The 23,921-nt window shown below is 70.7% G+C and carries 24 protein-coding genes; 13 read left to right on the forward strand and 11 right to left on the reverse strand.

Annotated elements, in window-relative coordinates; all coding sequences use genetic code 11:
• Nucleotides 1-132: 132 nt before the first annotated feature.
• Nucleotides 133-654, forward strand: coding sequence for a DUF4240 domain-containing protein (locus U9R90_RS25985; RefSeq protein ID WP_411059094.1), 522 nt, complete (start codon nt 133-135; stop codon nt 652-654).
• A gap of 14 nt (nt 655-668) precedes the next feature.
• Here U9R90_RS25985 and U9R90_RS25990 read toward each other — a convergent pair whose 3' ends face one another.
• On the reverse strand, nt 669-1,160 hold the full coding sequence (locus tag U9R90_RS25990) for a GNAT family N-acetyltransferase (RefSeq protein WP_411059095.1): 492 nt from the start codon (nt 1,158-1,160) through the stop codon (nt 669-671).
• 62 nt (nt 1,161-1,222) lie between these two features.
• Here U9R90_RS25990 and U9R90_RS25995 point away from each other — a divergent pair, with 62 nt between their 5' ends.
• Together U9R90_RS25995 and U9R90_RS26000 are read left to right on the forward strand one after the other, a co-directional pair.
• Nucleotides 1,223-2,122: a TIGR01777 family oxidoreductase gene (locus U9R90_RS25995; protein WP_411059096.1), complete on the forward strand. Its 900-nt coding sequence runs from the start codon at nt 1,223-1,225 to the stop codon at nt 2,120-2,122.
• 201 nt (nt 2,123-2,323) lie between these two features.
• Nucleotides 2,324-3,682, forward strand: coding sequence for an NAD(P)/FAD-dependent oxidoreductase (locus tag U9R90_RS26000; RefSeq protein ID WP_411059097.1), 1,359 nt, complete (start codon nt 2,324-2,326; stop codon nt 3,680-3,682).
• 101 nt (nt 3,683-3,783) lie between these two features.
• On the opposite strand, the gene U9R90_RS26005 is transcribed toward U9R90_RS26000, so the two are convergent.
• Nucleotides 3,784-5,226 (reverse strand): regulator, encoded by a 1,443-nt coding sequence (locus U9R90_RS26005; protein WP_411059098.1) that lies wholly within the window; start codon nt 5,224-5,226, stop codon nt 3,784-3,786.
• A 230-nt stretch (nt 5,227-5,456) separates the two neighbouring features.
• Here U9R90_RS26005 and lipB point away from each other — a divergent pair, with 230 nt between their 5' ends.
• The 4 genes from lipB to U9R90_RS26025 all read left to right on the forward strand — a co-directional run bounded on the left by lipB (nt 5,457) and on the right by U9R90_RS26025 (nt 8,667).
• Complete coding sequence (lipB, locus tag U9R90_RS26010; RefSeq protein ID WP_411059099.1) at nt 5,457-6,278, forward strand: lipoyl(octanoyl) transferase LipB; 822 nt, start codon at nt 5,457-5,459, stop codon at nt 6,276-6,278.
• Between the two features lie 128 nt (nt 6,279-6,406).
• Complete coding sequence (locus tag U9R90_RS26015; protein WP_411059100.1) at nt 6,407-7,372, forward strand: lipoyl synthase; 966 nt, start codon at nt 6,407-6,409, stop codon at nt 7,370-7,372.
• 359 nt (nt 7,373-7,731) lie between these two features.
• Nucleotides 7,732-7,935: a hypothetical protein gene (locus tag U9R90_RS26020; RefSeq protein WP_411059101.1), complete on the forward strand. Its 204-nt coding sequence runs from the start codon at nt 7,732-7,734 to the stop codon at nt 7,933-7,935.
• 30 nt (nt 7,936-7,965) lie between these two features.
• Nucleotides 7,966-8,667, forward strand: a complete 702-nt coding sequence (locus U9R90_RS26025) for a DUF4191 domain-containing protein (protein WP_411059102.1) — start codon at nt 7,966-7,968, stop codon at nt 8,665-8,667.
• Nucleotides 8,668-8,793: 126 nt separating this feature from the next.
• On the opposite strand, the gene U9R90_RS26030 is transcribed toward U9R90_RS26025, so the two are convergent.
• Nucleotides 8,794-9,261 (reverse strand): RDD family protein, encoded by a 468-nt coding sequence (locus U9R90_RS26030; RefSeq protein ID WP_411059103.1) that lies wholly within the window; start codon nt 9,259-9,261, stop codon nt 8,794-8,796.
• A gap of 270 nt (nt 9,262-9,531) precedes the next feature.
• Here U9R90_RS26030 and glnA point away from each other — a divergent pair, with 270 nt between their 5' ends.
• Nucleotides 9,532-10,941: a type I glutamate--ammonia ligase gene (gene glnA, locus U9R90_RS26035; protein ID WP_411059104.1), complete on the forward strand. Its 1,410-nt coding sequence runs from the start codon at nt 9,532-9,534 to the stop codon at nt 10,939-10,941.
• A gap of 1,240 nt (nt 10,942-12,181) precedes the next feature.
• Here the strand turns inward: glnA and U9R90_RS26040 are convergent.
• The 4 genes from U9R90_RS26040 to U9R90_RS26055 are packed head-to-tail and all read right to left on the reverse strand — an operon-like array spanning nt 12,182 to nt 14,535.
• On the reverse strand, nt 12,182-12,538 hold the full coding sequence (locus U9R90_RS26040; RefSeq protein ID WP_411059105.1) for an ASCH domain-containing protein: 357 nt from the start codon (nt 12,536-12,538) through the stop codon (nt 12,182-12,184).
• Nucleotides 12,535-13,650: a hypothetical protein gene (locus U9R90_RS26045; protein ID WP_411059106.1), complete on the reverse strand. Its 1,116-nt coding sequence runs from the start codon at nt 13,648-13,650 to the stop codon at nt 12,535-12,537. The genes U9R90_RS26040 and U9R90_RS26045 overlap by 4 nt, the downstream gene beginning before the upstream one ends.
• 28 nt (nt 13,651-13,678) lie before the next feature.
• Nucleotides 13,679-14,158 carry a hypothetical protein gene (locus tag U9R90_RS26050; protein ID WP_411059107.1) on the reverse strand — a complete coding sequence of 160 codons (480 nt, stop codon included), beginning with the start codon at nt 14,156-14,158 and terminating at the stop codon, nt 13,679-13,681.
• Nucleotides 14,152-14,535 carry an ATP-binding protein gene (locus tag U9R90_RS26055; protein ID WP_411059108.1) on the reverse strand — a complete coding sequence of 128 codons (384 nt, stop codon included), beginning with the start codon at nt 14,533-14,535 and terminating at the stop codon, nt 14,152-14,154. Before U9R90_RS26055 ends, U9R90_RS26050 begins: the two co-directional genes overlap by 7 nt.
• 182 nt (nt 14,536-14,717) lie before the next feature.
• Between U9R90_RS26055 and U9R90_RS26060 the strand changes: the two genes are divergently transcribed.
• The gene (locus tag U9R90_RS26060; protein ID WP_411059109.1) at nt 14,718-16,052 is read left to right on the forward strand and encodes an XRE family transcriptional regulator; all 1,335 of its coding nucleotides are present in this window, start codon (nt 14,718-14,720) and stop codon (nt 16,050-16,052) included.
• Complete coding sequence (locus U9R90_RS26065; RefSeq protein ID WP_411059110.1) at nt 16,049-16,867, forward strand: class I SAM-dependent methyltransferase; 819 nt, start codon at nt 16,049-16,051, stop codon at nt 16,865-16,867. Before U9R90_RS26060 ends, U9R90_RS26065 begins: the two co-directional genes overlap by 4 nt.
• Nucleotides 16,868-16,894: 27 nt before the next feature.
• Here U9R90_RS26065 and U9R90_RS26070 read toward each other — a convergent pair whose 3' ends face one another.
• Nucleotides 16,895-17,689: an LppX_LprAFG lipoprotein gene (locus tag U9R90_RS26070; RefSeq protein ID WP_411059111.1), complete on the reverse strand. Its 795-nt coding sequence runs from the start codon at nt 17,687-17,689 to the stop codon at nt 16,895-16,897.
• A 275-nt stretch (nt 17,690-17,964) separates the two neighbouring features.
• Between U9R90_RS26070 and U9R90_RS26075 the strand changes: the two genes are divergently transcribed.
• Together U9R90_RS26075 and U9R90_RS26080 are read left to right on the forward strand one after the other, a co-directional pair.
• Nucleotides 17,965-18,363 (forward strand): Crp/Fnr family transcriptional regulator, encoded by a 399-nt coding sequence (locus U9R90_RS26075; protein WP_411059112.1) that lies wholly within the window; start codon nt 17,965-17,967, stop codon nt 18,361-18,363.
• 123 nt (nt 18,364-18,486) lie between these two features.
• Nucleotides 18,487-19,164 carry a response regulator gene (locus U9R90_RS26080; protein ID WP_411059113.1) on the forward strand — a complete coding sequence of 226 codons (678 nt, stop codon included), beginning with the start codon at nt 18,487-18,489 and terminating at the stop codon, nt 19,162-19,164.
• 163 nt (nt 19,165-19,327) lie between these two features.
• Here the strand turns inward: U9R90_RS26080 and U9R90_RS26085 are convergent, their stop codons facing one another.
• Nucleotides 19,328-21,043 carry a GAF domain-containing protein gene (locus tag U9R90_RS26085; RefSeq protein ID WP_411059114.1) on the reverse strand — a complete coding sequence of 572 codons (1,716 nt, stop codon included), beginning with the start codon at nt 21,041-21,043 and terminating at the stop codon, nt 19,328-19,330.
• 201 nt (nt 21,044-21,244) lie between these two features.
• Between U9R90_RS26085 and U9R90_RS26090 the strand changes: the two genes are divergently transcribed.
• Nucleotides 21,245-22,222, forward strand: a complete 978-nt coding sequence (locus U9R90_RS26090; RefSeq protein WP_411059115.1) for a universal stress protein — start codon at nt 21,245-21,247, stop codon at nt 22,220-22,222.
• Here U9R90_RS26090 and U9R90_RS26095 read toward each other — a convergent pair.
• On the reverse strand, nt 22,172-23,089 hold the full coding sequence (locus U9R90_RS26095; RefSeq protein WP_411059116.1) for an energy-coupling factor ABC transporter ATP-binding protein: 918 nt from the start codon (nt 23,087-23,089) through the stop codon (nt 22,172-22,174). The genes U9R90_RS26090 and U9R90_RS26095 overlap by 51 nt on opposite strands.
• Nucleotides 23,086-23,847 carry a cobalt ECF transporter T component CbiQ gene (gene cbiQ / locus U9R90_RS26100; protein WP_411059805.1) on the reverse strand — a complete coding sequence of 254 codons (762 nt, stop codon included), beginning with the start codon at nt 23,845-23,847 and terminating at the stop codon, nt 23,086-23,088. The genes U9R90_RS26095 and cbiQ overlap by 4 nt, the downstream gene beginning before the upstream one ends.
• Nucleotides 23,848-23,921 lie beyond the last annotated feature (74 nt).

Consider the following 23,921-nt stretch of genomic DNA (forward strand, 5'->3'; position numbering starts at 1 on the left):
CCTGGCAGCCATACCCGACATCCGCTGTCGCCATTGCCGGACGAACCGCCCAGGGTCCGTCGGCCGAAAGCCGATAACAACAGTGGCACTCCGGGTGCGTCAGCAACCTCCAGGGACGATGCTGGAGCGGTGATGGACGAGACGGAGTTCTGGGAGATCGTCGACAGCACCCGCGAGGACGCCCAGGGCGACCCCGAGGAGCAGGCCGACCTGCTCGTCGAGCGGCTGCTGCGGCTCGACCCGGACGCCGTACTCGACTTCGCCCGCCACTTCGAGGCCCGCTACAACCGCGCCTACCGCTGGGACCTGTGGGGTGCGGCGTCGGTGCTGCTGGACGGGGCCAGCGACGACGCCTTCGACTACTTCCGGTGCTGGCTGATCGGACAGGGCCGGGAGGTCTTCGAGGGCGCGCTGCACGACCCGGACTCGCTGGCCGATCTGCTGGACGAGTTCGACGAGGAGATCGACGGGGACGGCGAGGAGCTCGGGTACGCGGCGGACGAGGCGTACGAGCAGCTCACCGGGGTCGTCGCGCCCGATCTGGGGGTGGCTCCCGCGCCCCCGGAGCCGGAGGGCACACCGATCGACTTCGAGGACGACACGGCGCTGGCGCGCTACTACCCGAAACTGTGGGACCGCTTCGCGCCGGAGTGACGCGCCACCGTGCGCTACGACAGCGAGCGGCCCATCAGTACATCGTCCACGTACACCCCCTCGATCAGGAACTCCCCCGGCAGGATGCCCTCGACCTCGAAGCCCTCCGTCTCGTAGAGCTTCCTGGCCGGGGTGTTGTGTCCGAGTACCCGCAGGGTGATGCGGGTGGCGCCCCGCCCGCGTGCCTCGGCGCAGGCCGCTCTGATCAGCGCGCGGCCGACGCCCTGCCCGCGGGCCCACTCGGCGACGGCGAAGCCCTGGATCTGCCGCACATGGGCGTTGACGGCGAGCGGGGTGGGCGGGACCAGCCGGACGTACCCGGCGATCCGGCCGTCCTCGGCCTCGGCGACCAGGTCCTGTTCGGGCAGGTGCCGCTCCGAGAAGAACGGTTCGGACGCGGCAGGTTTCGCTGTGACGGCGTGCAGCGTGGACCAGGTGTCGTGGTCCAGACGGCTGAGCGCCGCCTCGTCGGTGTGCCGGGCGGGACGTATACGTGCGTCGGACATACGGATCACTGTACGGGCGTACGCCCCCTGCCGTCGGGCCGTGTTCGGGGCAGGATGGGGCCATGCAGGCATCGCGAATCGCCGTCGCCGGCGCGTCTGGACTCATCGGTTCCGCCCTGGTGCGCTCGCTGGAGGCGGACGGGCACCAGGTGCTGCGGCTGGTCCGCAGAGCGGCCCGCGCCGAGCGGGAGGTCGAGTGGGACCCCAAGCGGAGTTACGTGGACACCGGCGGCCTCGCCGGGTGCACGGGTGTGGTGAACCTGGCCGGGGCGGGGATCGGCAACCACCGCTGGACGGACGCGTACAAGCGGGAGCTGCGGGACAGCCGGGTGCTGGGCACCGCCGCGCTGGCGGAGGCCGTCGCCGCGCTGGACGAGCCGCCGCGGGTGTTTCTGTGCGGCAGCGCGATCGGGTACTACGGCGACACTGGGGGGCGCGCGGTGGACGAGAGCGCCCCGGCCGGGGACGGGTTCCTGCCGTCGCTGTGTGTGGAGTGGGAGGAGGCCGCGGGGGCGGCCGTGGAGGCGGGGGTACGGACCGTCTTCGCCCGCTCCGGCCTGGTGGTGGCCCGCAAGGGCGGCGCCTGGGGGCGGATGTTCCCGCTGTTCAAGGCGGGGCTCGGCGGGCGGCTCGGCAGCGGTCGGCAGTACTGGAGCTTTGTGGCGCTGCACGACGAGGTGGCCGCGCTGCGCCATCTCCTCGCCTCCGACGACCTGTCAGGACCGGTCAATGTGACGGCCCCGAGCCCGGTCACCAACCGCGAGGTGACGGCCGCGATGGGGCGTGCGCTGCACCGCCCGACGCTCTTCACGGCACCGGCTCCGGCGCTGCGTCTGGTGCTCGGTGAGATGGCGGGCGATGTGCTGTGCAGCCAACGGGTGCTGCCGACCCGGCTGCTGGACTCCGGATTCCGGTTCGCCTTCCCGACGATCGACGACGCGATCGGCGCGGCGCTGCGCTGAACGTACGCGATCGGCGCGGCGCCGCGCTGACCGTATTGGACCCTTGACTGACCGTGTGCGACCGCTGTGCGACCGTGCACGGCCGGTGCGCGACTGCGACCGATCGGATACGCCCCTACCCTCGTGGCGAACTCGGGTATTCCTAGCCCCTGTTGAGGGCATGAGGTTCCCATCAGCCGCGCAACCTCGGGAGGGGCACACGTGCTTGAGCCCTCGCAAGAAGCGGACGTCGTCATCGTGGGTTCCGGGGTCGCTGGTCTTTCGGCGGCCCATCAGCTGACCAGCGCCGGAGTCACCACTCTCGTCCTGGAGGCCGCCCCGTATGTCGGGGGGCGGATGTCCACGGAAGCGGTCGACGGGTTCCGGCTCGACCGGATCGGACAGCTGCTCTCCACCTCGTACCCGGAACTGCGCCGTACACCGGGTCTTGACGCCCTGGTCCTGAAGCCCTTCGCGCCGGGCGTCCTGGTGCACAGCGACGGCCGTCAGCACCGTACGTGGGAGCCGGGCGGCGGTCTCGACGGTCCCGGCGGCGCGGGGAGGAGCGCGAGGGGCGCACTCTCGGCAGCGCGCGCCCTCGCGAGCGCCCCCCGGAGTGCCAGGCCGCCGCTGGGCAGCGCCCTCGACCAGGCCAGGCTCGGCGCCTTCCTGGCCCGGCTCGCGGCCACCCCGGTGGAGCGCCTGCTGGCCCGGCCCGAACGGCCCGCCCGGCAGTCCCTGGCGGCCCAGGCGTCGCTGCCCGCGCGCGGGTTGCCGGCCCGCGCCGTCGACGGCTTCGTACGCCCCCTGCTGTCCGCGCTGCTCTGCGACCCGGAGCTCACCACCTCCAGCCGGTGCGCGGAGCTCGCGCTGCGCGGGTTCGCCCGGGGGCGCCTCTGCCTGCCCGCAGGCGGCGCCGACGCGCTGCCCGCGCTGCTGGCCGCGGCGCTGCCGCCGGGCACTGTACGCACCGGCGTGAAGGCCGTGGAGATCTCCACCACCTCGGTACGCACCGCGGGCCACGGCGAACTGCGCTGCCGCGCGGTGCTGTTGGCGACCGGCGCCCGGCAGGCCGCCGAGCTGCTGCCCGGGCTGCGGATGCCGTCCTTCCACCCGGTGACGGTGCTGCACCACACCGCGCCTGAGCCGCCGTTGACCGAGCCCGCGCTGCTGCTTGACGCGGACCGCCGCGGGCCGGTCTCGCACACCGCGGTCATCAGCGAGGTCGACCCGGCGCGCGCCCCCTCGGGCCGCCCCCTGATCTCCTCCACGGTGCTCGGCCCACCGCCCGCCGAGACGGAGGTACGCGCCCATCTGGCGGCCCTGTACGGCACCTCCACCGCCGACTGGGAGCTGATCGCCGTCCACCACGACCCGGAGGCCGTCCCGACCATGCCGCCGCCGCACGATCTGCGCCGCCCGGTCCGGGTGCTCTCGGGCCTGTACGTCTGCGGCGACCACCGGGACACCAGCACCGTGCAGGGCGCCCTGTACTCCGGCCGCCGCGCCGCGCACGCCGCGCTGCGGGACTTCGGCCTGAGCGCACCGCACGCGGCGGAACGGATGCCTGCGGCCGCGTAGGCCCCACGACTTCCCGTACCCGTGGAGGCTCTCCCCCACGGGTACGGGAACACCATCCCGTCACGGGAACACCATCCCGTCACGGGTATGAGGTCCCGCGCTCAGCCCAGCGCCGCGACCCGGTCCCGGTACCCGCGCACCGGCGCCGCGTCGCGGTAGGGCTCCAGGCGGCGCTCGAAGTCGCGTACGTACTCGTTCGCCCGTGCCGAGCGCATCTCCGCGGCCTGCTGGGCCGCCTCAGCGCCCAGTGAGCAGGCCTGGTCGAGCTCGCCGAGGCCGAGTCGGGCCGAGGCGAGCACCACCCGGCAGAACAGCCGTGAGCGGGCGTACGCGGGCGCCCGCAGCTGGAGCGAGCGCTCCGCGTGCTGCGCCGCCGCCCGGTACTGCTGGAGGTCACGGTGGCAGTGCCCGAAGTCGTCCGCGAGCTGCGCCTCGTCGAAGAACCGGGCCCAGTACGGCACCTCGTCCCCCGGCCGGGACGTCTCCAGCGCGCGCTCGGCCCGTACCAACGACGCCGTACAGGCCCGCACCTCGCCCAGCACCCCGTGCCCACGCGCCTCGACGGCGTGCAGCAGCGACTGGATCACGGGCGGGGCCGCCGAGCCGACGCCCTGCTGGGCGACCCGCGCCAGCTGGACGGCTTCGCGGCCATGGCTCAGATAGACCGCCTGGCGGCTCATGGTGACCAGGACGTACGAGCCGTACGCCCGGTCCCCCGCCGCCTGCGCGAGGCGTAGCGCCTGGACGAAGTAGCGCTGCGCGAGCCCGTGGGCCGCGATGTCGTACGAGGTCCACCCGGCCAGCCGGGTCAGGTCGGCGGCCGCCGCGAAGAGCCGCCGCCCGGTCGCCTCGCTGTACAGGCCGCGCAGCATCGGCTCGGTCTCGTGCTCCAGATAGCGGACCAGGGCCTGGCGCGCGTGCCCGCCGCCGTACGCGTGGTCAAGGGCCCGGAACAGCTCGCCCACCGAGCGCAGCGCGGCGATGTCCCCGGAGCCGACCCGCTGACCGGGGCCGCGCTCGGTCTGCTGGCGCTGGCGGGGCACCGAGGCCCGCCCCTGGGCCGGGACCCGCAGGCCACTCGGCGGCTCGCCCCGCCCCACCCGCTCGTCCGCGCGGCCGATCAGCCAGTCGCGGCTCGGGACCACCAGGCCCGCGGGGGTGAAGGCGATCTTCCGCAGCTCGGCGTGGCTGCCGGAGTCCTTGCGCCACAGGCCGCCGACGATGTCCACGGCCTCCTCGGGCGACGCCGCGAACTCCAGGCCCGCGTAGACCGGTGCGCAGGCGTCCAGGCCTAAGTCCTGTGCCGTGAGCCGACGCCCGAGTCTGCGGGTGAAGACCTCGGCGATCAGCGCCGGCGTTGTACCGCGCGGCTGCTGCCCGCGCAGCCACCGGGTCACCGAGGTCTTGTCGTACCGCAGATCGAGGCCGTGCTCCAGGCCGAGCTGGTCGACCCTGCGGGCCAGCCCTGCGTTGGAGAAGCCGGCCTCGGCGATCAGCGCGGCGAGTTGGCGGTTGGGCGTGCGCTGCGGGGGTCGTTCCGTCATCAGCTGTGCGGTCTCCTGCCTTCCGGGCGCCGGGAGCAGCCCTCAGTCCTGCCGCCGAACGGCGTGAATGTAGCGGCCCTCACCGGCCTCATCGCGACCTTCCCGAGGCATTCATCCGATCGTGTGAGACGGACCCCATGGGGGCACCCGGCGCCCGTTTCGCGAAGCCCCCGTACAGTGGCTGGGAGCGCGCGATCAGCGCACGGTGCACGAGTCTGGAGGCGCCAGAAGTGAGTCAGCTGCGATTCGTCCGAATGGGTTTCGGCCAGGACGCCGTCGAGTACCAGGAAGCGTGGCAGGAGCAGCGCCGGGTGCACGCGGCGCGCTTCGCGGACGAGATCGAGGACACCTGCCTCCTCCTTGAGCACCCGCCGGTGTATACGGCGGGGCGGCGCACCGAGGACAGCGAGCGCCCGCTGGACGGCACCCCGGTGATCGACGTGGACCGCGGCGGCAAGATCACCTGGCACGGCCCGGGGCAGCTGGTGGGCTACCCGATCATGAAGCTGCCGCGTCCGGTGGACGTGGTGGCCCACGTACGCCGCCTTGAGGACGCCCTGATCCGTACCTGCGCCGAGTTCGGTGTGGAGACCAGCAGGGTCGAGGGGCGCAGCGGAGTGTGGGTCCTGGGCGACCCGGTGGAGCAGCGCCTGGGCGGCCTCTCGCTGGACTTCGACCCGCGGCTCACGGACGAGGAGTTCGACCCGCGGATGAACGGTCCGGAGTACGCGCCGTCCAACGCCGGGCAGCGCCGCGAGGACCGCAAGCTGGCCGCCATCGGCATCCGGGTCGCCAAGGGCGTCACGATGCATGGCTTCGCACTGAACGTGAACCCGGACAACACCTGGTTCGACCGGATCGTGCCCTGCGGCATCCGGGACGCGGGCGTCGCCTCGCTCGCGGGCGAGCTCGGCAGGGACGTCACCATCGAGGAGGTGGCACCGGTCATCGAACGGCACCTACGGGACGTGCTGACGGGCGCCGACCTCAAGCCGCGCGTGATCGAGAAGCCGCGCGTGATCGAGCGCGAGGCCGCGGAGGCGGCCGTGTAGGGCCCTGGCCTGCCGTAGCGCCTCGGGGAATGCGACCCTAGGGCCAGAGGTTGGCAGGACGTAGGGCCGTACAAATAACGGGCGTACCCTGGTGGGCGCCGAAGAATCGAAGTTGTAGGGAGCCGGACGTGTCCGCTGTCGCACCCGACGGACGCAAGATGCTGCGTCTGGAGGTCCGGAACAGCCAGACCCCCATCGAGCGCAAGCCCGAGTGGATCAAGACCCGGGCGAAGATGGGCCCCGAGTACACGCAGATGCAGAAGCTCGTCAAAAGCGAGGGTCTGCACACCGTGTGCCAGGAGGCGGGCTGTCCCAACATCTACGAATGCTGGGAGGACCGCGAGGCGACCTTCCTCATCGGCGGCGACCAGTGCACCCGGCGCTGTGACTTCTGCCAGATCGACACCGGCAAGCCGGAGCCCCTGGACCGCGACGAGCCGCGCCGCGTCGGTGAGTCCGTGGTCACCATGGACCTGAACTACGCCACCATCACCGGCGTCGCGCGCGACGACCTGGAGGACGGCGGCGCCTGGCTGTACGCCGAGACCGTGCGCCAGATCCACGCGATGACGGCGGAGCGCGCCGACGGCTACACCAAGGTCGAGCTCCTCATCCCCGACTTCAACGCCGATCCGGACCAGCTGGCCGAGGTCTTCTCGTCCCGCCCGGAGGTTCTCGGGCACAACGTCGAGACGGTGCCGCGGATCTTCAAGCGCATCCGCCCCGGCTTCCGCTACGAGCGCTCCCTGAAGGTCATCACGGAGGCCCGCGAGGCGGGCCTGGTCACCAAGTCGAACCTGATCCTCGGCATGGGCGAGACCCGCGAAGAGGTCAGCGAGGCGCTGCGCCAGCTGCACGAGGCGGGCACCGAGCTGATCACCATCACCCAGTACCTGCGTCCGACGCCGCGGCACCACCCCGTCGAGCGCTGGGTCAAGCCGGCCGAGTTCGTGGAGCTCAAGGAGGAGGCCGAGCAGATCGGCTTCTCCGGCGTGATGTCGGGTCCGCTGGTGCGTTCGTCGTACCGCGCGGGTCGGCTCTACCAGATGGCGATCGAGAAGCGCGGCGCGTACGTCGCGTCGCAGGCGGTCTGAGCCACTCTCCCGGCACGTCTCCCGGCGCATCCCCCAGCGTGCGTGTGAATTCGCGCACAAGTAACTACTGGCCAGTAATGGCCGATACGGCGTGGCCCGTACACCCCCCGCAGGTCGGGGGCGGTGTACGGGCCGCGTCAGTATTCGCGCGCTCCGCATCAAGGCTTCATGGGTGTTTGACCGGTCGGTCACGCACTGGTAACACCAATCAGTGACGCTGTACTCACGTCGAGTGCTACCCCCACCACTTCGGCGTCAGCGTCACCTCCGACGTCGGCGTCACCTTCGACGTCAGCGTCACCGCACCGCCGCACCACCGCCGCTCACCCGCGCACCGCCGTCCAGAGGGGACCCCCGCCATGCAGGCCGCGCCCGTACGCGCCACCGCCATCCCGTCCGTCACCGACGCCCTGCGCGTCGTCGAGTCACTGCTGATGAGCCGCGGCCACCGCACCGCCCGCCGCAATGCCTGGACATCCGTGGTCGAGGACCGGCGTCGCGCCAAGGACCGGGTGGAGGCTCAGCGGGTGCTGGAGGCGGTTAGCGCGGCCCGCACGTCGTAGTCGACTCGCCGGGGACGTAAACTTCACGACATGGCGAGGAAGGACAACGCAGCGAGTACTGCGAACCCAGGGCGACTCAAGCAGATTGCCCTCACGTACAAGATGACCCGCAAGGCCGACCCCAAGATCGGTCTTGTGATCGCCGCTGTGGGAATCGTCACCTTCGGTGCCCTCCTCGGGGTGGGCTTCCTGATCGGGCACCCGGTCTACCTCGGCATTCTCGGCTTCCTGCTCGCCTTCCTGGCGATGGCGATCATCTTCGGGCGCCGAGCCGAGCGAGCCGCGTTCGGTCAGATGGAGGGCCAGCCCGGTGCGGCTGCCGCCGTCCTGGACAACATCGGACGCGGCTGGACGACGACCCCCGCGGTGGGCATGAACCGCAGCCAGGACGTGGTGCACCGCGCCGTGGGCAAGGCGGGCATCGTACTGATCGGCGAGGGCAACCCGAACCGGGTGAAGGGCCTGCTGGCCGCCGAGAAGAAGAAGATGGCGCGCATCGTCACCGATGTGCCGGTCCATGACTTCATCGTCGGCAACGACGAGGGCCAGGTCCCGCTGAAGAAGCTCCGCAGCCGGATGCTCAAGCTCCCGCGTACGCTCACCGGCCCGCAGGTCACGTCGACCAACGACCGGCTGCGGGCGATGGGCGACCTGCTGAGCAATATGCCGCTGCCGAAGGGGCCGATGCCGAAGGGCATGAAGATGCCGCGAGGTGGCCCGCAGGGCCGCTGAGCCCGTTTCCTTCCCCGTTCTTCCCACTTCCTACGTATGACGGAGGGGCGCCCGGAACCGACAAGGTTCCGAGCGCCCCTCCGTCATGTGCGCTGTTGTTCGCGGCGGCTAGATCCTCACCTGAACCTAGATCCTCACCTGAACCGCGCGGCCGATGCGGTCGTGCAGCCCCCGCCCGTCCCGGTCCCAGATCAGCGCCGGGATGGCCAGGCACAGCAGTACGCTCCGGACGATCGCCCGTACGAAACTGATGCGCCCCCCGTCCTCGCCGACGACCCGCAGGCCGAAGAGCCGCTTGCCGGGCGTCGAGCCGATGGTGCCCACCGTGAGCACCTGGAGCACGAGGAAGACGCCGAGTGCCCAGTTGCCCGCGGCCTGGCTGTCACCCTGTGCGAAGAGTCCGTATGCGATGAGCATGCACAGGCCCCAGTCGACGGCGATGGCGCCGAGCCGACGGCCTACCGGGGCGATCGCGCCGGGGCCGCTCTCCGGCAGCCCCAGCTGTTCGCCCCGATAACCGAAGTCGGCACCCATGTCCTCGGCCGCCTGCCGGGGGCCGGACAGCCACGATCCGATTGCTTGCCTGTTGTCCACCCGTCCACGGTACTGCGCCCCGCTTTGGGCCTACGGGCCCGGGGTCCCGGAGCGAGGCGGGGACGCCGGGGGGACGCCGGGGGGGACGCCGTTGGAGATGCCGTTGGAGATGCCGCCCACCCCTCAGCCGGTTAACTTCGACGAAACAAATGGGTCATCCTTGAGAAATGGCCCGTCCCTATGGTCAGGTCCAGCGTGTGCCACCGCACTGGCCACACCAAGAGCGACACATCCCCGGCTCCACCCCGGACCGGGAGTAGGAGGAGCTGGATGTTCCAGAACGCCGACGACGCCAAGAAGTTCATCGCAGACGAGGACGTGAAGTTCGTCGACGTCCGCTTCTGCGACCTGCCGGGTGTGATGCAGCACTTCACGGTGCCCGCAGCGGCGTTCGACCCAGCCGAGACGCTGATGTTCGACGGCTCGTCGATCCGCGGCTTCCAGGCGATCCACGAGTCCGACATGGCGCTCGTGCCCGACCTGACGACGGCCCGTATGGACCCGTTCCGCCGGGACAAGACGCTGAACGTCAACTTCTTCATCCACGACCCGGTGACCGGCGAGGCCTACAGCCGCGACCCGCGCAACATCGCGAAGAAGGCCGAGGCCTACCTCGCCTCGACCGGCATCGCCGACACCGCGTACTTCGGCCCCGAGGCCGAGTTCTACGTCTTCGACTCGGTGCGCTTCAACACCACGTCGAACGAGAGCTTCTACCACATCGACTCCGAGGCGGGTGCCTGGAACACCGGCTCCGAGGAGAACAACCGCGGCTACAAGGTCCGCTACAAGGGCGGCTACTTCCCGGCCCCGCCGGTCGACCACTTCGCCGACCTGCGCGCCGAGATCTCCCTCGAGCTGGACAAGAACGGCCTCCAGGTCGAGCGCCAGCACCACGAGGTGGGCACCGCCGGCCAGGCCGAGATCAACTACAAGTTCAACACGCTGCTGGCCGCCGCAGACGACCTGATGCTCTTCAAGTACATCGTGAAGAACGTCGCCTGGCGCAACGGCAAGACCGCGACCTTCATGCCCAAGCCGATCTTCGGTGACAACGGCTCCGGCATGCACGTCCACCAGTCGCTCTGGCAGGGTGGCGTCCCGCTCTTCTACGACGAGCAGGGCTACGCGGGCCTCTCGGACACCGCCCGCTACTACATCGGCGGCATCCTCAAGCACGCCCCGTCGCTCCTCGCCTTCACCAACCCGACGGTGAACTCGTACCACCGCCTGGTCCCCGGCTTCGAGGCCCCGGTCAACATGGTCTACTCGCAGCGCAACCGCTCCGCGGCCATGCGCATCCCGATCACGGGCTCCAACCCGAAGGCCAAGCGCGTCGAGTTCCGCGCCCCCGACCCGTCCTCCAACCCGTACCTGGCCTTCTCGGCCCTCCTCCTCGCGGGCCTGGACGGCGTCAAGAACAAGATCGAACCGGCCGAGCCGATCGACAAGGACCTCTACGAGCTCGCCCCCGAGGAGCACGCGAACGTCCAGCAGGTCCCGACCTCCCTCCCGGCCGTCCTGGACGCCCTCGAGGCGGACAACGAGTACCTGCAGGCCGGCGGCGTCTTCACCTCCGACCTGATCGAGACCTGGATCGACTACAAGCGCACGAACGAGATCGCGCCGATCCAGCTGCGGCCGCACCCGCACGAGTTCGAGCTGTACTTCGACATCTAAGGGGCGGGGTCGGGCGACCTGGGCGGAAGTCCTGCAAACAGGCTGTGACCTGCGAAAACTATTCTCAGTAGTTCTCACTGTCACTGCTGGCTTTCCACCCCCTTGTGCACCGAGTGTGCACCGCCCGGCCAATTCTCCGACGTGATGTCAGAACGCTGCGAGGGCCGCTATCCCCATAGTCGGGGTAGCGGCCCTCGCTGGCTCGTCCAGGCTCTGTGCAGTGCGGCAGCCTTCTTCGTCTCGTAGTAATGGCCAGGGTCGGCGACCTGCGAAAATCGCCGCAACAGGTCGCTGACCTGGCCATTTCTTAATGGCTGGCGATGGCTCGTGACGGTCTTGATCGGGTGCCCTGCGGACTGTGTGCGGACTGCTCGGGCTGGCCCGGTAGTCAGTGGGACCTCTACCGCGGTCCGCTGGGACAGCATTAGGAAGCCAGCCCCCAGACAGTCACGTCGATCTTGATGACACGGCCAGCCGCTGGAGCTGAGACCACGCGGACGTAGGCCGTACGCCCTTCGTCCGTGTACATGCAGAATTGCCGTCCTGCGGTCAAGCGGTCGATCTCGTACGTTGAGTTCCGCTCCACGGCTTGGCCGCACTCCGCCGCACTGGGTTTGGGTGATCCCTGCGGGAGTGGCGCCAGCCGGTGCTCTGCGGGTGGTGCGAAGAAGCGCGTGCTGGCAACCCTGCCGTCAGCGGCTGATGTCGCAGACAGGTCCGCCCCCTTGCCCGAAGACAGCGCCATGGGCTTGGCGGAGTCCAGCTCTAGGTTCGATCCGTAGGGGCTCACCTCAACTGCAAACTCTTCCGGCCCAAACATGATCTTCGGCGACTGCTTTGGGTTCGGCGCTTGCTGACTTCCTGAAGCGGAGTCTCTGCGCGTCGATGGCGTGTCTCCACGAGCCTCGGTGGGCGAATCACCGGACCCACTGGCGAGCAGAGTGACGAGAATCCCGATGACCGGGATGACAATGCCGACGACCCACCATGCCCACCGCGGTTGCCCCGAACTGTTGCGGCTCCCGCCGGCCTGGGGAGTAGTTCGTCTCTGGCCCTGATTGCTGCCTATGGTCACTTGGGTTCCTCGTCGAGGGAGCTCACGTGTCGTTTGAGATCTCACCCTACGAGCGGGGTAGAAGTGGTCGCTGGCTCTTTCGAGGAGACACAAGGCGGTGCGGTCACGAGACTCCGCATGCGTACCGTTTGACTGGCGAAGTGGCGGTGCAGCGAACGGCACTGGTTACGGCACGAGGAGTTTGATCTCGATGGCGAGTGCCCCAAGTGCTTCCTTCTCGGGGCCGTAGATGGAGCGGATGTTGGCTAGCTGCTCGTCGTGGCTCGCGCTGGGGTTCACGTTGGCTGGGCCCTCGCCGTCGAGGAGGGCCTCGAACGTCTCGTACGCGGTGACGCGCAGGACACGGACGTCGCAGGTCTCGTCGGTGCCCTTGATGCGGAAGCGAATGGTGTCGCCTGCGGCGAGGTCTTCCAGATGCGGGTACTTGACCCGTACCTCAATGGTCTTGGTGCCCGCGGCTACGAGGTCGAAGTACTTGCGGTAGAGGTTGAGTTCGCGGGCGCGGGCGGTGGTGTCGGTCATGGGGCGGGGACGCTCCTGGGTGCTGGTGTCGTCATCATGCGGCCGATCTCGGCGGCCGAGTACGAGCGGAAGAAGTGGCGGGGGTCGGACAGCAGGGTCTCGGTCAGGGCGAGCAGTTGGTCGGCGTACTGGGCCTGCGAGCCGGGCCACTGCCGAGTGTCGAGCATCCAGTCGGCGGCGCCGTCGGGCAAGGGCGCGTGGCCTTCGCGTATCAGGGACTTGGACAGCTTCGCTCCGGTGTCGGTGACGATCTGGGGGCAGAACAGGCGGGCGGGGAGCTGGGCGCGGGCGAGGCCCACGGCCTGGAGTGCCTCGTCCACGAGGTGGGCGCCGAAGACCCAGTCGCCGCCCTTGACCATGACGTGGAGCGTGCCGCGTGGGCTGGCCAGGGCGAGTTCCTTGACGAGGTTGCGGTACAGGGTGGCCAGGTCCAGGTACGCGCCCGTAGTGGGCGTGACGGTCGCCTCGTAGCGGCCGTGGCGGAGGCAGACAGCGCTGATCGTGGCGGCGTCCTTGCCGGTAGGGCGGACCTGGGTACGCTCGGCGTGCTTCTCGGCCCAGCCGCAATGGCGGTGCGGGCACGGGACGCGGATGTGTGGGGTGCCCGTCGAGGGGGCGAGCCACCAGCGGGCCGCGTCGAGGCGGGGCAGGACCCGTAACCAGGTGCGGCGGTAGTGCTCGTCGGCCTGCTGCTGGGTGTACGTCTCGGCTCGGTACGGGATGCCCAAGCGTCGGGACAGCGCGGTGAAAAGGGGCTCGTACAGGGCGGCGACGAGGTCGGTGAGGGCCTGTTCGCCGAGCGCCTGGGCGTAGGCGCGCTGGTAGCGGTGACCGGTCACCGGGTCGGTGGTCAGGTCGTATGGCGCGTTGTCGAGGGCGCTGAAGAGGACTTCCGCGGGCAGGCCGAAGCGGCTTCGGAGGCGGGCGGCCATGGCGAAGGCGAGGGACTGAACGAGAGAGGTGCCAATGTGTGGGGCGCCGTTGATCTGGGTGCCGACGACCAGCACGATCTTCTCGGGTGGTTCGGCCAGGATGCGCGGGGTGAGGACGTCCTCGGCGTGGTGGAGGGCGTTGGCAAGCACGGTGTTCGGTGAGACGGGGTGCGCTGTCACGGCGGATTCCCTTGTGTCGGGGTGCAGTTCATTCGGTCCGGGTGTGACCGAAGAGGAGCCGCTGCTGGTGTGTGGCGTGGTCGGGGTAGGCGTCGATCTCGGCGGGTGCGGCGGCGCGCGAGAGCGCGTCGAGGCCCAGAACGAGGGCGGCTGGTGTGCGCTGGCTGAGGAGTAGCGTCCACGGCCTGCCTGCGGGTACGCGCTTGCGGTACGGGGTTCCGTCGAAGCGCAGGGCGACGTCAGCGGAGCTGAGCGGGCTCAGGCGCGGCCCGATGTCGGGTGGCGGTGCTGTGGCTGGGCCGAGGCCGAGTGAGGTCGCGACGGTGCGCATGCGCTGCTCGGTGATCACGGGTGTCTCGTACGCGCGGCGAGGTAGCTGCGGCACGAGGAGCAGACAGCACAGGGTCGCGCCGGTCGGGTCGGTGTCGAGCCAGGTGGCGGTGGCCAGGGAGGCGATCAGCCCGGCGGACAGCGTGCGCGCCTCGTTGGCGCGGGTGGGGATCAGCATGTGGTCACCGCCGGGACCTGGAAGGACGCCCAGACGCGTTTGCCGGGACCTTGGCGGGCTGAGCTGCCCCAGTCATCGGCGATGGCGGAGACCAGGACCAGCCCGCGGCCGTCGTCGCAGGTGGACTGGGCGTTGCGCTGCTTGGGGGTGCCGTCGCCCTTGTCGTGGACCTCGACGAGCAACTGGGTGTCGTGGAGTTCGATGCGTACGAGGATCACCTCGGCGGCGGACGTCCCGTGCAGCAGGGCGTTCGTCACGAGTTCTGATGTGCAGAGTCGGACGTCGTCAAGGCGTTCGTGGCAGCCCCACTGGGTAACGGTGTCGGCGACGAACTCGCGGGCGGCGCGTGCGCTGAGCTTGCGCCGGGCGAAGAGCATCGTGCGCTGTGTCGCGGTGGCTGCGGCCTGATCCGACTCGGCCGTCCCGGCTCATTGCGTGGTCTGCTGGGCATGTCCAACAGCAAATCGCCGTCGCTCGTTTGGGTCGGGAGCCAGCATGGGGGCCATGCAGGGGGCCACTATGGGGGCCAGGATCGATCCACATGCTCCGGGGAGTCGGGATGGGCGACACGGGTATCGGTGCCTTGCTCCTCGGCCTGCGCAAGGGACGCGGCTGGAGCCAGCAGAAGGTCGCCGACGAGTACAACACCCGCGAGGGCCGTGCGGCCATGACCGGCAAGGAGATCGGACGCTACGAGCGCGAGATGCGCATCCCGGTCCCGTACACCAGAATCCACTTGGCCCTGGTCTTCGCCGTGGAGGTCGGGGTCCTCGACCGTGCTGCCGCGATCACTAAGCGGGGCCGTGGCAGCCAGGACGGTGCGGAGGGCTCAGACGGCTCGGCGGCTCCGAGTCCGGCCGAGCGGCCCGTAGTCGGCGCCGTATCAGCGGACGCCTCGTCGTCGGCCGAGTTCGCCAGGTTCATCGCGCACCGCAACGCCGACGAACTGGTCGTCGAGCAGCTGGAGGCCGATGTGGCGCGACTCGCGCGCTCGTACGTCAGCCACCCTCTGCTGGAGCTGTACGTCGAGATCAAGCACCTGCGGGATGGCGTCTTCGGCCTGCTGCGCGGGCGCCAACGGCCTCGGCAGACCAGTGACTTGTACGTCTCCGCATCCCGGCTGTGCGGGCTGTGCGCCCACGTCTGCCTGGATCTGGGGCACTACGACTCGGCGGCCACCCATGCCCGTACGGCGCGTGCGTGCGCGGAGGCGGCCGGGCACGAGGGGATGCTGGCCTGGGTGCGGGCGGTGGAGTCCCTGATCGCCTACTGGACTGGGCGCTATGAGCAGGCGGCCCGGCTCGCTCAGGCGGGGCGCCACCACCGTGCGGGAGGAAGCATTGGCGCCCGCCTCGCGAGCCTGGAGGCGCGTTCCCTCGCGATAGCAGGTGACGAGGCGGGCGCCGTAATCGCCCTGGCGGACGCGGAACGCTCCCGCGAGGGGATGCCCAGGAACGACGACGCACCGGGAGTCTTCACCTTCCCGGCCGCCAAGCAGTTCGCGTACGCCGGGACGACGCACCTGGCCATCGGCGGCCGCGCCCACGTCCAGCAGGCCATCGCCAGCGCGGACACGGCGATCCGGCTCTACCGCAGCGCGGAGGCCGACGACCAGTCGGTCGGCGACATCTTCGCGGCCCACCTCGACCTCGCCCGTGGCCACATGCTCCTGGACGACATCGACGGCACCACGGCGATGGTCGGCTTCGTTCTTGAGGCGCCTGTGGAGCGCGTATCGGCGAGCATCGTGCGGAGGCTGGTCGACCTCGGACGGGACCTGGGCGGGCGGCAGTACGGTGGAGCCGCGCAGGTGTCCCAACTGCGCGAGCGCATCCAGCACACGGCCGTCCTCGCGGCCCCTCCCGCCGCCCGCCTTCCGGAGCTGCCGACGTGACCGACCTCTCCGCCGCCCACGACGCCGCCGTGACCGACCGCGACCGCCTTGCCGGGAGCGCCTACAACGGTGACCGGCACCTCGCCGCCCGGCAGTCCCTCTACAATTGGCAGACGCCTCGCCACGATCTGCCCGGCATCGTCACCGAGCACCTCAGCTCGGTACGCGGACGCGTCGTCGATGTCGGCTGCGGGAACGGCAAGTTCATCCAGCGGCTGCGCCAGAAACGGCCCGATCTGGACCTTCTGGGCCTCGACATCGCGCCGGGCATCCTCGCCGACGTGCCCGGTGCCGTCGCGGTGGCGGATGTGGCTCGGCTTCCGCTGGCGTCGGCGAGTGTCGATGCCGCTCTGGCGATGCACATGCTCTACCACGCCTCAGACATTGCCCAGGCGGTACGCGAGCTGTCCCGCGTCGTCACTGCGGGTGGCTTGCTGGTTGCCTCCACCAACAGCGACCGCGACAAGGCGGAACTGGACGAGTTGTGGGTGCGCGCGGCCGGTGACGTCCTCGGCACCAGCCGCGGCCCGGCACGGATCTCGCTCAGCGCCCGATTCTCCCTGGAAAAGGCGCCCGGCTTCCTCGGCGAGGAGTTCAGGCGCGTCGACACGATCGACCTGCCCGGCACCATCACCGTCCGCGACCCCGAACCCGTGATCGCGCACATGGCCTCGTACCAGGCATGGGCGGACCAGCACGACGTGCCCTTCGGGGCGACGATCGAACGGGCCCGCACCATCTTGGACGAACACATCGACCGGCATGGGGCGTTCGAGATCCACTGCCTCGGCGGTGTCCTGGTCTGCCGCCGTTAGCGGCGTCGGCCACGTTCCAAGAGTGACTCAGCCCGGGAGTACGCCCGTAGTCGAGGTCACCGGGACCACCTCGGGGGAGGGTGGGGCAGCAACCTTCACCGGCTTGCCGAGGTCGGAGAGGGTCATGGTGGCCGTGACGGAGGCGCCGCCGCCGTGGAAGGTGAGGCGGGTGCGGACCACTCGGCCCTTGGGGTCGATCCAGGCGTCCGCGAAGGCGGGGATGTCGGTGCCCAGTGCTTCGCGTTGGTCGGCGGCCTTGGTGCGGGTGGGCTCGGCCAGGCGGCTGGTGAGGGTGGCGTGGTCCAGTTTGCCGCGGTAGCGGGTCGCGGGGGTTCCGTTGACCTGCTGCGTGGAGTGCTTTGAGATGCGGGTCATCGCGGCTACCTGCTGGAGTACGTGCTCCGGGTCGTTCAGCGGGGCGCGGAGGAGGTAGTGGGCCTCGGCCTTGTCGCGGGCTATTGAGGCCCAGGTGTCCGGCAGGCGGTCGAAGCCGCGTACGTAGACCTTGCCGTCGGCGAAGATCTCGTCCAGGTGGCTGATGGCGCCGCCCGGGAGGTCTACCGCCAGGCGGCCCTTGTCGGCCGCCAGGTCGAAGTTGCCGGTGATGGTGAGTGTGTGGGTCGTGGCCTTCGCCGTGTCGGTCAGCTCTATCTTTTCGTTGATCTTGGCTGTGGTGGCGCGAGTTGCCGCCACCGCTGCTTTCACCACCGGTCCGTGGTCGTCGGACGGGGTGGGCTTTGGGGCGGCGCCGTCCGAGGGGCCCGTGCAACCGGCGCCGAGCAGTGTGGCGGCGGTCGCGAGGAGGGGGACGGCACGGCGCATGGGCTCTCCGGGGAGTTTCGGCTGGGCGGGGCCCAGGGGGTGAAGATCGGATGCATGTTCGCACAGGTGGGAGGGGTGGTCCCGTCGTGGAGGGGCCCGGTCGGGCCCTGGTGGGGACGTTCGGCCTGTACCTGGGGGTGGTCGGGGCGGCGAGGCTGGAGGAGAGCGTTCCTGCTGAGAGGGATGAGAGGGATCGGAGGGCTCCGGCCATGTTGGATCACATCAATACGCCTCGGGTTGCTGAGGCACTGTCCGCCGAGCACCGCGCTCGGCTGATGTCCGTCGCCCGTGAGGTCAATTTTCCGCAGGACGCCCGGCTCTTCGAGGAGGGAGCGCGCGCCGACCGGTTCTGGATCATCCGGTCCGGCACGGTGACCCTGGACGTGCGGGTGCCGGGCCGTCGCCCTCCGGTCATCGAGAGCATCGGGTTCGGTGAGCTCGTCGGCTGGTCCTGGCTGATCCCGCCGCATGTCTGGCACCTCGGTGCGTCGGCGTTGAGCCCGGTGCGGGCTTACGAGTTCGACGCGGCGCAGGTACGGGAGTTGTGTGAGCAGGATCGTGAGTTCGGGGCGGCGATCGAGATGTGGGTCGCCAAGGTGCTGGCCCATCGGCTGCAGGCGGCCAGGACTCGGCTGCTTGATCTGTACGCGCCCTATGGGAGTGGTGCGGCGTGACCAGCGGTGGCCATCGGTGACGACGGCGACGGCGTGGAGTGCGGAGTGTGGGCCACTCGGCCCTGTTTCGGGGGGCAGGGGCAGCGGATGATCGAACTCGGGTCCCTACCCTGAGGGGAAGGCATGAGCGCACGTACGTTCTCCGCACAAGACCCGGTCAAGGTCTTTCTTCTCGACGACCACGAGGTGGTCCGCCGCGGGCTGCGCGACCTGCTCGAAGCCGAGTCGGACATCGTCGTGGTCGGCGACGCCGCGACCAGCGATCAGGCGCTCATCCGGGGTCCCGCGCTCCGTCCGGACGTCGCGGTCCTCGATATCCGGCTGCCCGACAGCGACGGCATCACGGTCTGCCGCGAGCTGCGTGACCGTATGCCGGAGCTGGCCTGCCTCATGCTGACGTCGTTCGATGACGAGGATGCGCTGCTTGACGCCATCATGGCGGGGGCTTCGGGGTACGTCCTCAAGCAGATCAAGGGCACTGATCTGGTCACGGCGGTCCGCACGGTCGCCTCGGGGCAGTCGCTGCTCGACCCGGCGACCACGGCCCGGCTGATGGCCAGCCTGCGCGGCCCGGAGGCGGAAGTCGCCGAGGACGCCCGGCTCTCCGCGCTGACCGAGCGCGAGCGCGCCATCCTCGATCTGGTGGGGGTCGGGCTCACCAACCGGGCGATCGGCAAGGAGCTGTATCTGTCGGAGAAGACGGTGAAGAACCACATCTCCCGGCTGTTGTCCAAGCTGGGTGTTGAGCGTCGGGTGCAGGCCGCGGTGATCGCCGCCGAGGTCAAGCCGCCGCCCCCCTGAGAGCCTGTCTTTAAACCCCCGTCGTCCGCGCGGAGCGCGGGCGCAGCGCCCGCCGCGCGGCAGCTGTCGGATACAGCCAGTGCGTGGCCTCGGGGCGCAGGCGGGGGTTCAAAGACAGGCTCTGAGCATCGGCGGGGAGGTCACGTGAGCATCGGCGGGAAGGTCACGCGTTGTCGGGCAGCGGGACCCGCCACTCCAGCCGGGTCCCGCCCTCGGGGCGCCTGGCGACGCTGAGCTCGCCGCCCAACGCCTCCGCCCGCTCGGCGAGGTTGCGCAGGCCGCTGCGTCGTACGCCGTCGCTCATGCCCACTCCCTCGTCCGCCACGACCAGGCTGAGCCGACCGTCGCGTACGAGGAGGGAGACCTCGGCGGCCGACGCGCCCGCGTGCCGGGCCGTGTTGGCCAGGGACTCGCCGAGTACGGCCAGCGCCTCGTCCGCGACATCCTTGGGTACGTCCGTGTCGACCAGCCCCTCGATGCGCAGGGCCGGGGTGAACCCGAGCGCGGTCACGGCCTCCTCCACCACCCTCCCGACCCGCATCCGCAGCCCGGAACCGGCACCCGGTGTGTCATGCGCGCGCAGCCCGAAGATCGTCGACCGAATGATCTTGATGGTGGTGTCGAGGTCGTCGACCGCCCGCAGCAACCGCTCGGACGCCTGGGGATGGTCGACGAACCGCTCGGCGCTCTGCAGGGTCATCCCGGTGGCGAACAGCCGCTGGATCGCCAGGTCGTGCAGATCCCGGGCGATCCGGTCGCGGTCCTGGAGCAGGCTCACCTGCTCGGCGTCCCGCCGTCGGTCCGAGAGCTCCAGGGCGAGCGCGGCCTGCCCGGCGAATCCGGGCAGCGGGGCGGTCTCCGTCTCGGCGAAGGGCGCCCGCCCGGCGCTGCGCGCGAGCAGCAGCACCCCACGCACCCCCTCACGCGTACTCATCGGGACCGCCACGGCGGGGCCGACCCCCTCCCACCGCTCAGGCCGGAACGTCACCCGCGGGTCGTTGCGCAGGTCCGGCGTGGTGACCAGGGCACCCGCCCGCAGCGCGGCCCCGGTGAGGGTGCCCGCCTGGGGGGCGATCTCTCGCTGGTGCCCCTCGGCGCCGACTCCCAGTGCGAGCACCTCGCGCAGCGTGTCACCGCCCTGCACCAGCTCGACGACGCCGAGTTCGGCGGAGGTGAGCCGACGGGCCCGCTCGACCATCAGCTTGAGCACATGGCTCTCGGCCGCCCCGGACAGCAGTTCGCTGGTGACCTCCGCGCTCGCCTGGAGCCAGTGCTCCCGCATCCGTGCGTGTTCGTACAACCGCGCGTTCTCGATGGCCACGCCGGCGGCGACGGCCAGGGTCGACAGCAGTGACTCGTCCTCGGCCTCGAACGCGACCCCGCCGCGCTTGTCGGTCAGGTAGATGTTGCCGAACACCTGGTCGCGTACCCGGATCGGGACCCCCAGGAAGGACCGCATCGGCGGATGGTGCGCCGGGAATCCGGACGACGCCGGGTGCTCCGACAGCTCGGCGAGCCGCAGCGGCTTGGGGTTGCGGATCAGTTCCCCGAGCAGCCCGTGCCCGGACGGCAGGTCTCCGATCTCGGCCCGTACCTGGTCGCTGATCCCCACCGGCAGGAACGCGTCGAGTTTGTTCCCGTTTCCGATGACCCCGAGCGCTCCGTACTCCGCGTCCACCAGCGTCACGGCGGCCTCGACGATCCGCCGCAGCACCTGCGGCAGGTCCAGCTCCCGCCCCACCGAGAGCACCGCTTCCAGGAGGCTGTGCAGCCGGTCCCTGGTGCCCCGGACCGACTCGATCCGCGCCTGGAGCTCGTCGAGCAGCTCGTCCAGCCGGAACTGCGGCAGCCCGACGCCTTCTGTCCCGACTTCGGTCATGAGGCTCCCCCCTACAGACACAGCGTAGTGCGCTGATGTCTCACGGTAGCCGCACTCGGGGGTGGTTGGGCCTGTTCAGGGCCGAATGGCCCTTGCGTGAGGGCCAGTTCGCCCCTCCCGGACCCGACAGGCCGCTGTCAGCGTCGGAGGGTACGCGGCACCGCGGCGACTCGTTCGGGACACACCAGAAAGTGAACCGCCATGCGGCATGACCCACACAGCACCGGGACCAGCAGCACGAGGGCACAGCGCACTCCGGGCCGCGCTACCCCGCGCCCCCGGGGGCGCCCTGTCACCGTCGGTGTCGACGGCTCTCGGGAGAGCCTGGACGCCGCGCAGTGGGCGGCCCGTGAGGCACTGCGCCGCGGGCTGCCGCTGCGGCTGCTGCACGCCGGGGAAGACCCGGCGCCCCGGTCGGGACCCGGCGGTGGTGCCGACCGTTCGACCGCTCTCCTGGACCGTGCCGCGATCACCCTCTCCTACGCCCATCCGGCGTTGGAGATCGTCGCCCGGCGTACCCTCAGACCCGTGGCTCCCGCGCTGCTGTCCGCAGCGGCCGAGTCCGCGGAACTCGTGCTCGGCTCCCGTGTCTTCACCACGTCCGGGGGATTCCTGGTCGGCCCGGTGGGAGCGGCGGTTGTGGCTCGCGCCGAGTGCCCGGTGGTGCTCGTACGCGCGGGTGAACACCCCGCGGACGAACACCTCCTGGGCTCCGACCGGGAGCCGTCGGTCAGGACGCCCTATCGGCCGGTCGTGCTCGGCCTCGATCCGGACCACGCCGGGGACGAGCTGCTTGAGCACGCCTTCGACGCGGCCGCGATCCGGCGTACGTCGCTGCAGGTGCTGCACACCTGGTCGCTGCCCGCGCACGCCGGGCACGCGCACGCACCGACCGGGCACGCATCGGCCGCAAGGGACGACGCGCCCACCCTGGAGAACGCCAGGGCGCAGGCCCTGTCCGCGGTCCTGCGGCCGTGGTGCAACAAGTTCCCCGACGTCCTGGTCGTCGAGCACCTCGTCTACGGGTGGCCGAGGCATCAGCTGGTGAAGGCCGCCACGCGCGCGTCCCTGCTCGTCCTGGGCCGCCGCCGCGGTGCGGTGGGGCGGCAGCTGGGCAGGACCACGCACTCAGTCCTGCACCATGTCACCTGCCCGGTGGCGGTGGTCCCGTACGGCTGACTCCGTGCCGCTCCCCCAGGCCGCCAGCTCGTCCGGGGTGCGCGGGCCCGTGCCTGCGTCGGTCAACAGGCCTTGGGTGCGCAGGAGTTGGGCGGCCGCGATGCCCCAGGGGGTGCGCAGGCCCGCCTTGTGGAGCAGGTCCTGGCGGGCCAGCGCGTCGGGTGCCGGGCCGAGGTGTACGCCGCCGGGGACGAGCAGGGCCGCGTCGTCGGCCCAGTGCAGGGCCAGGTCCACGTCGTGGGTGGCCATGACGACGGTCGTCCCGCCGGCGCGCAGCCGGGCCAGGGTGTCCAGGAGGCGTTCCTGACCGTCCGGGTCCAGGCCCGCGGTGGGTTCGTCCAGGATGAGTACGCGCGGGCGCATCGCCACGGCGCCGGCGATGGCGGTGCGTTTGCGCTGGCCGTAGGAGAGCAGGTGGGTGGGGCGGTCGCGGAGCGCGGTGATGTCGAGGGCGGTCAGGGCCTCGTCGATACGGGCGCGTACTTCGTCTTCGGGCAGGCCGAGGTTCATCGGGCCGAAGGACACGTCCTGTTCGACGGATGCGGCGAAGAGCTGGTCGTCCGGGTCCTGGACGACCAGCTGGACGGTGGTACGCAGCCGGGTCAGGCCCTTGCGGTCGTACGTCACGGGCTTGCCGTCGAGCAGCAGGGTGCCGTTGGCCGGGCGGAGGCCGCCGCTGAGCAGGCGCATCAGGGTGGTCTTGCCGCTGCCGTTGCGGCCGAGCAGGGCGAGGGCGCGGCCCGGGGTGATGCCGAAGTCAAGGGCGTCGATGACGGTGGGGCCCTCGTCGTAGGCGTAGGAGGCGCCGCGGAGTTCGACCTCGGCGGCGACGTCCAGGGCGGCGGGTGCGGGGGCCTGGCCGGTCATCCCAGGGGCCTTTCCAGTACGGGGTGCAGGGTGAGGGTGAGGGTCGCCAGGGCGACCAGGAGGGTGGCGGACGCGGCCACGAAGCGCGGCGAGATACGGGCCTCGGGGACCAGGACGCGCAGGGTGCCGTCGTAGCCGCGGCCGGCGAGTCCGGCCTGGAGGCGGGCGGCGCGGTCGAAGGCGCGGACGAACGCGGTGGCGCCGAGTCCGGCGAGTGAGCGCCAGGTTGCGGCGCGGGTGGTGTGGCCCAGGCGGGCGGCCTGCGCCTGGCGGATCAGGGTCATCGAGTCCAGGAGCAGGAAGCTCATGCGGTACGTGACCAGGGCGACGTCGACGACCGCGGGCGGCACCCCGGCCTTCACCAGCCGGGGCAGCAGATCGGACATGGGGGTGGTGAAGGCGAACAGCAGCACGCCGAGCGAGGCCGCGGAGGTTCGCAGCAGGAGCCCCGCGGCGCGGGCCGGGCCGTTCGGGTCCAGGGTCAGGAACCCTTCGGGGGCGCCGACTTGGACGAGCAGGGTCACCGCGCCGCTGACGCAGAAGCCGAGCGGGATACGGTACGCCCGCCACAGTCTGCGCGGGGGCACTCCGGCGGGCCCGAGCAGTACGGCGAGCGCCGTACCGATGACGAGGACCGCGCCCGGCCAGGGCGGCAGCGAGATCGCCAGCACGGTCAGCCCGAGTCCGAGCACGGCCTTGTCCACGGGGTGACGACGGCGCCAGCGACTGCTGTGCGCCGCCGCGTCGATAGGCAGCATGGTGAACGCGCCCCCCGCTAGGGGCGCGGGGGCGCGGAGTCGGTGGCGGGGGTGGGCTGGTCGGCGTCCGGGGC

This window comes from Streptomyces sp. E11-3 (genome assembly GCF_046540415.1).
In the GTDB taxonomy this organism is placed as follows: domain Bacteria; phylum Actinomycetota; class Actinomycetes; order Streptomycetales; family Streptomycetaceae; genus Streptomyces.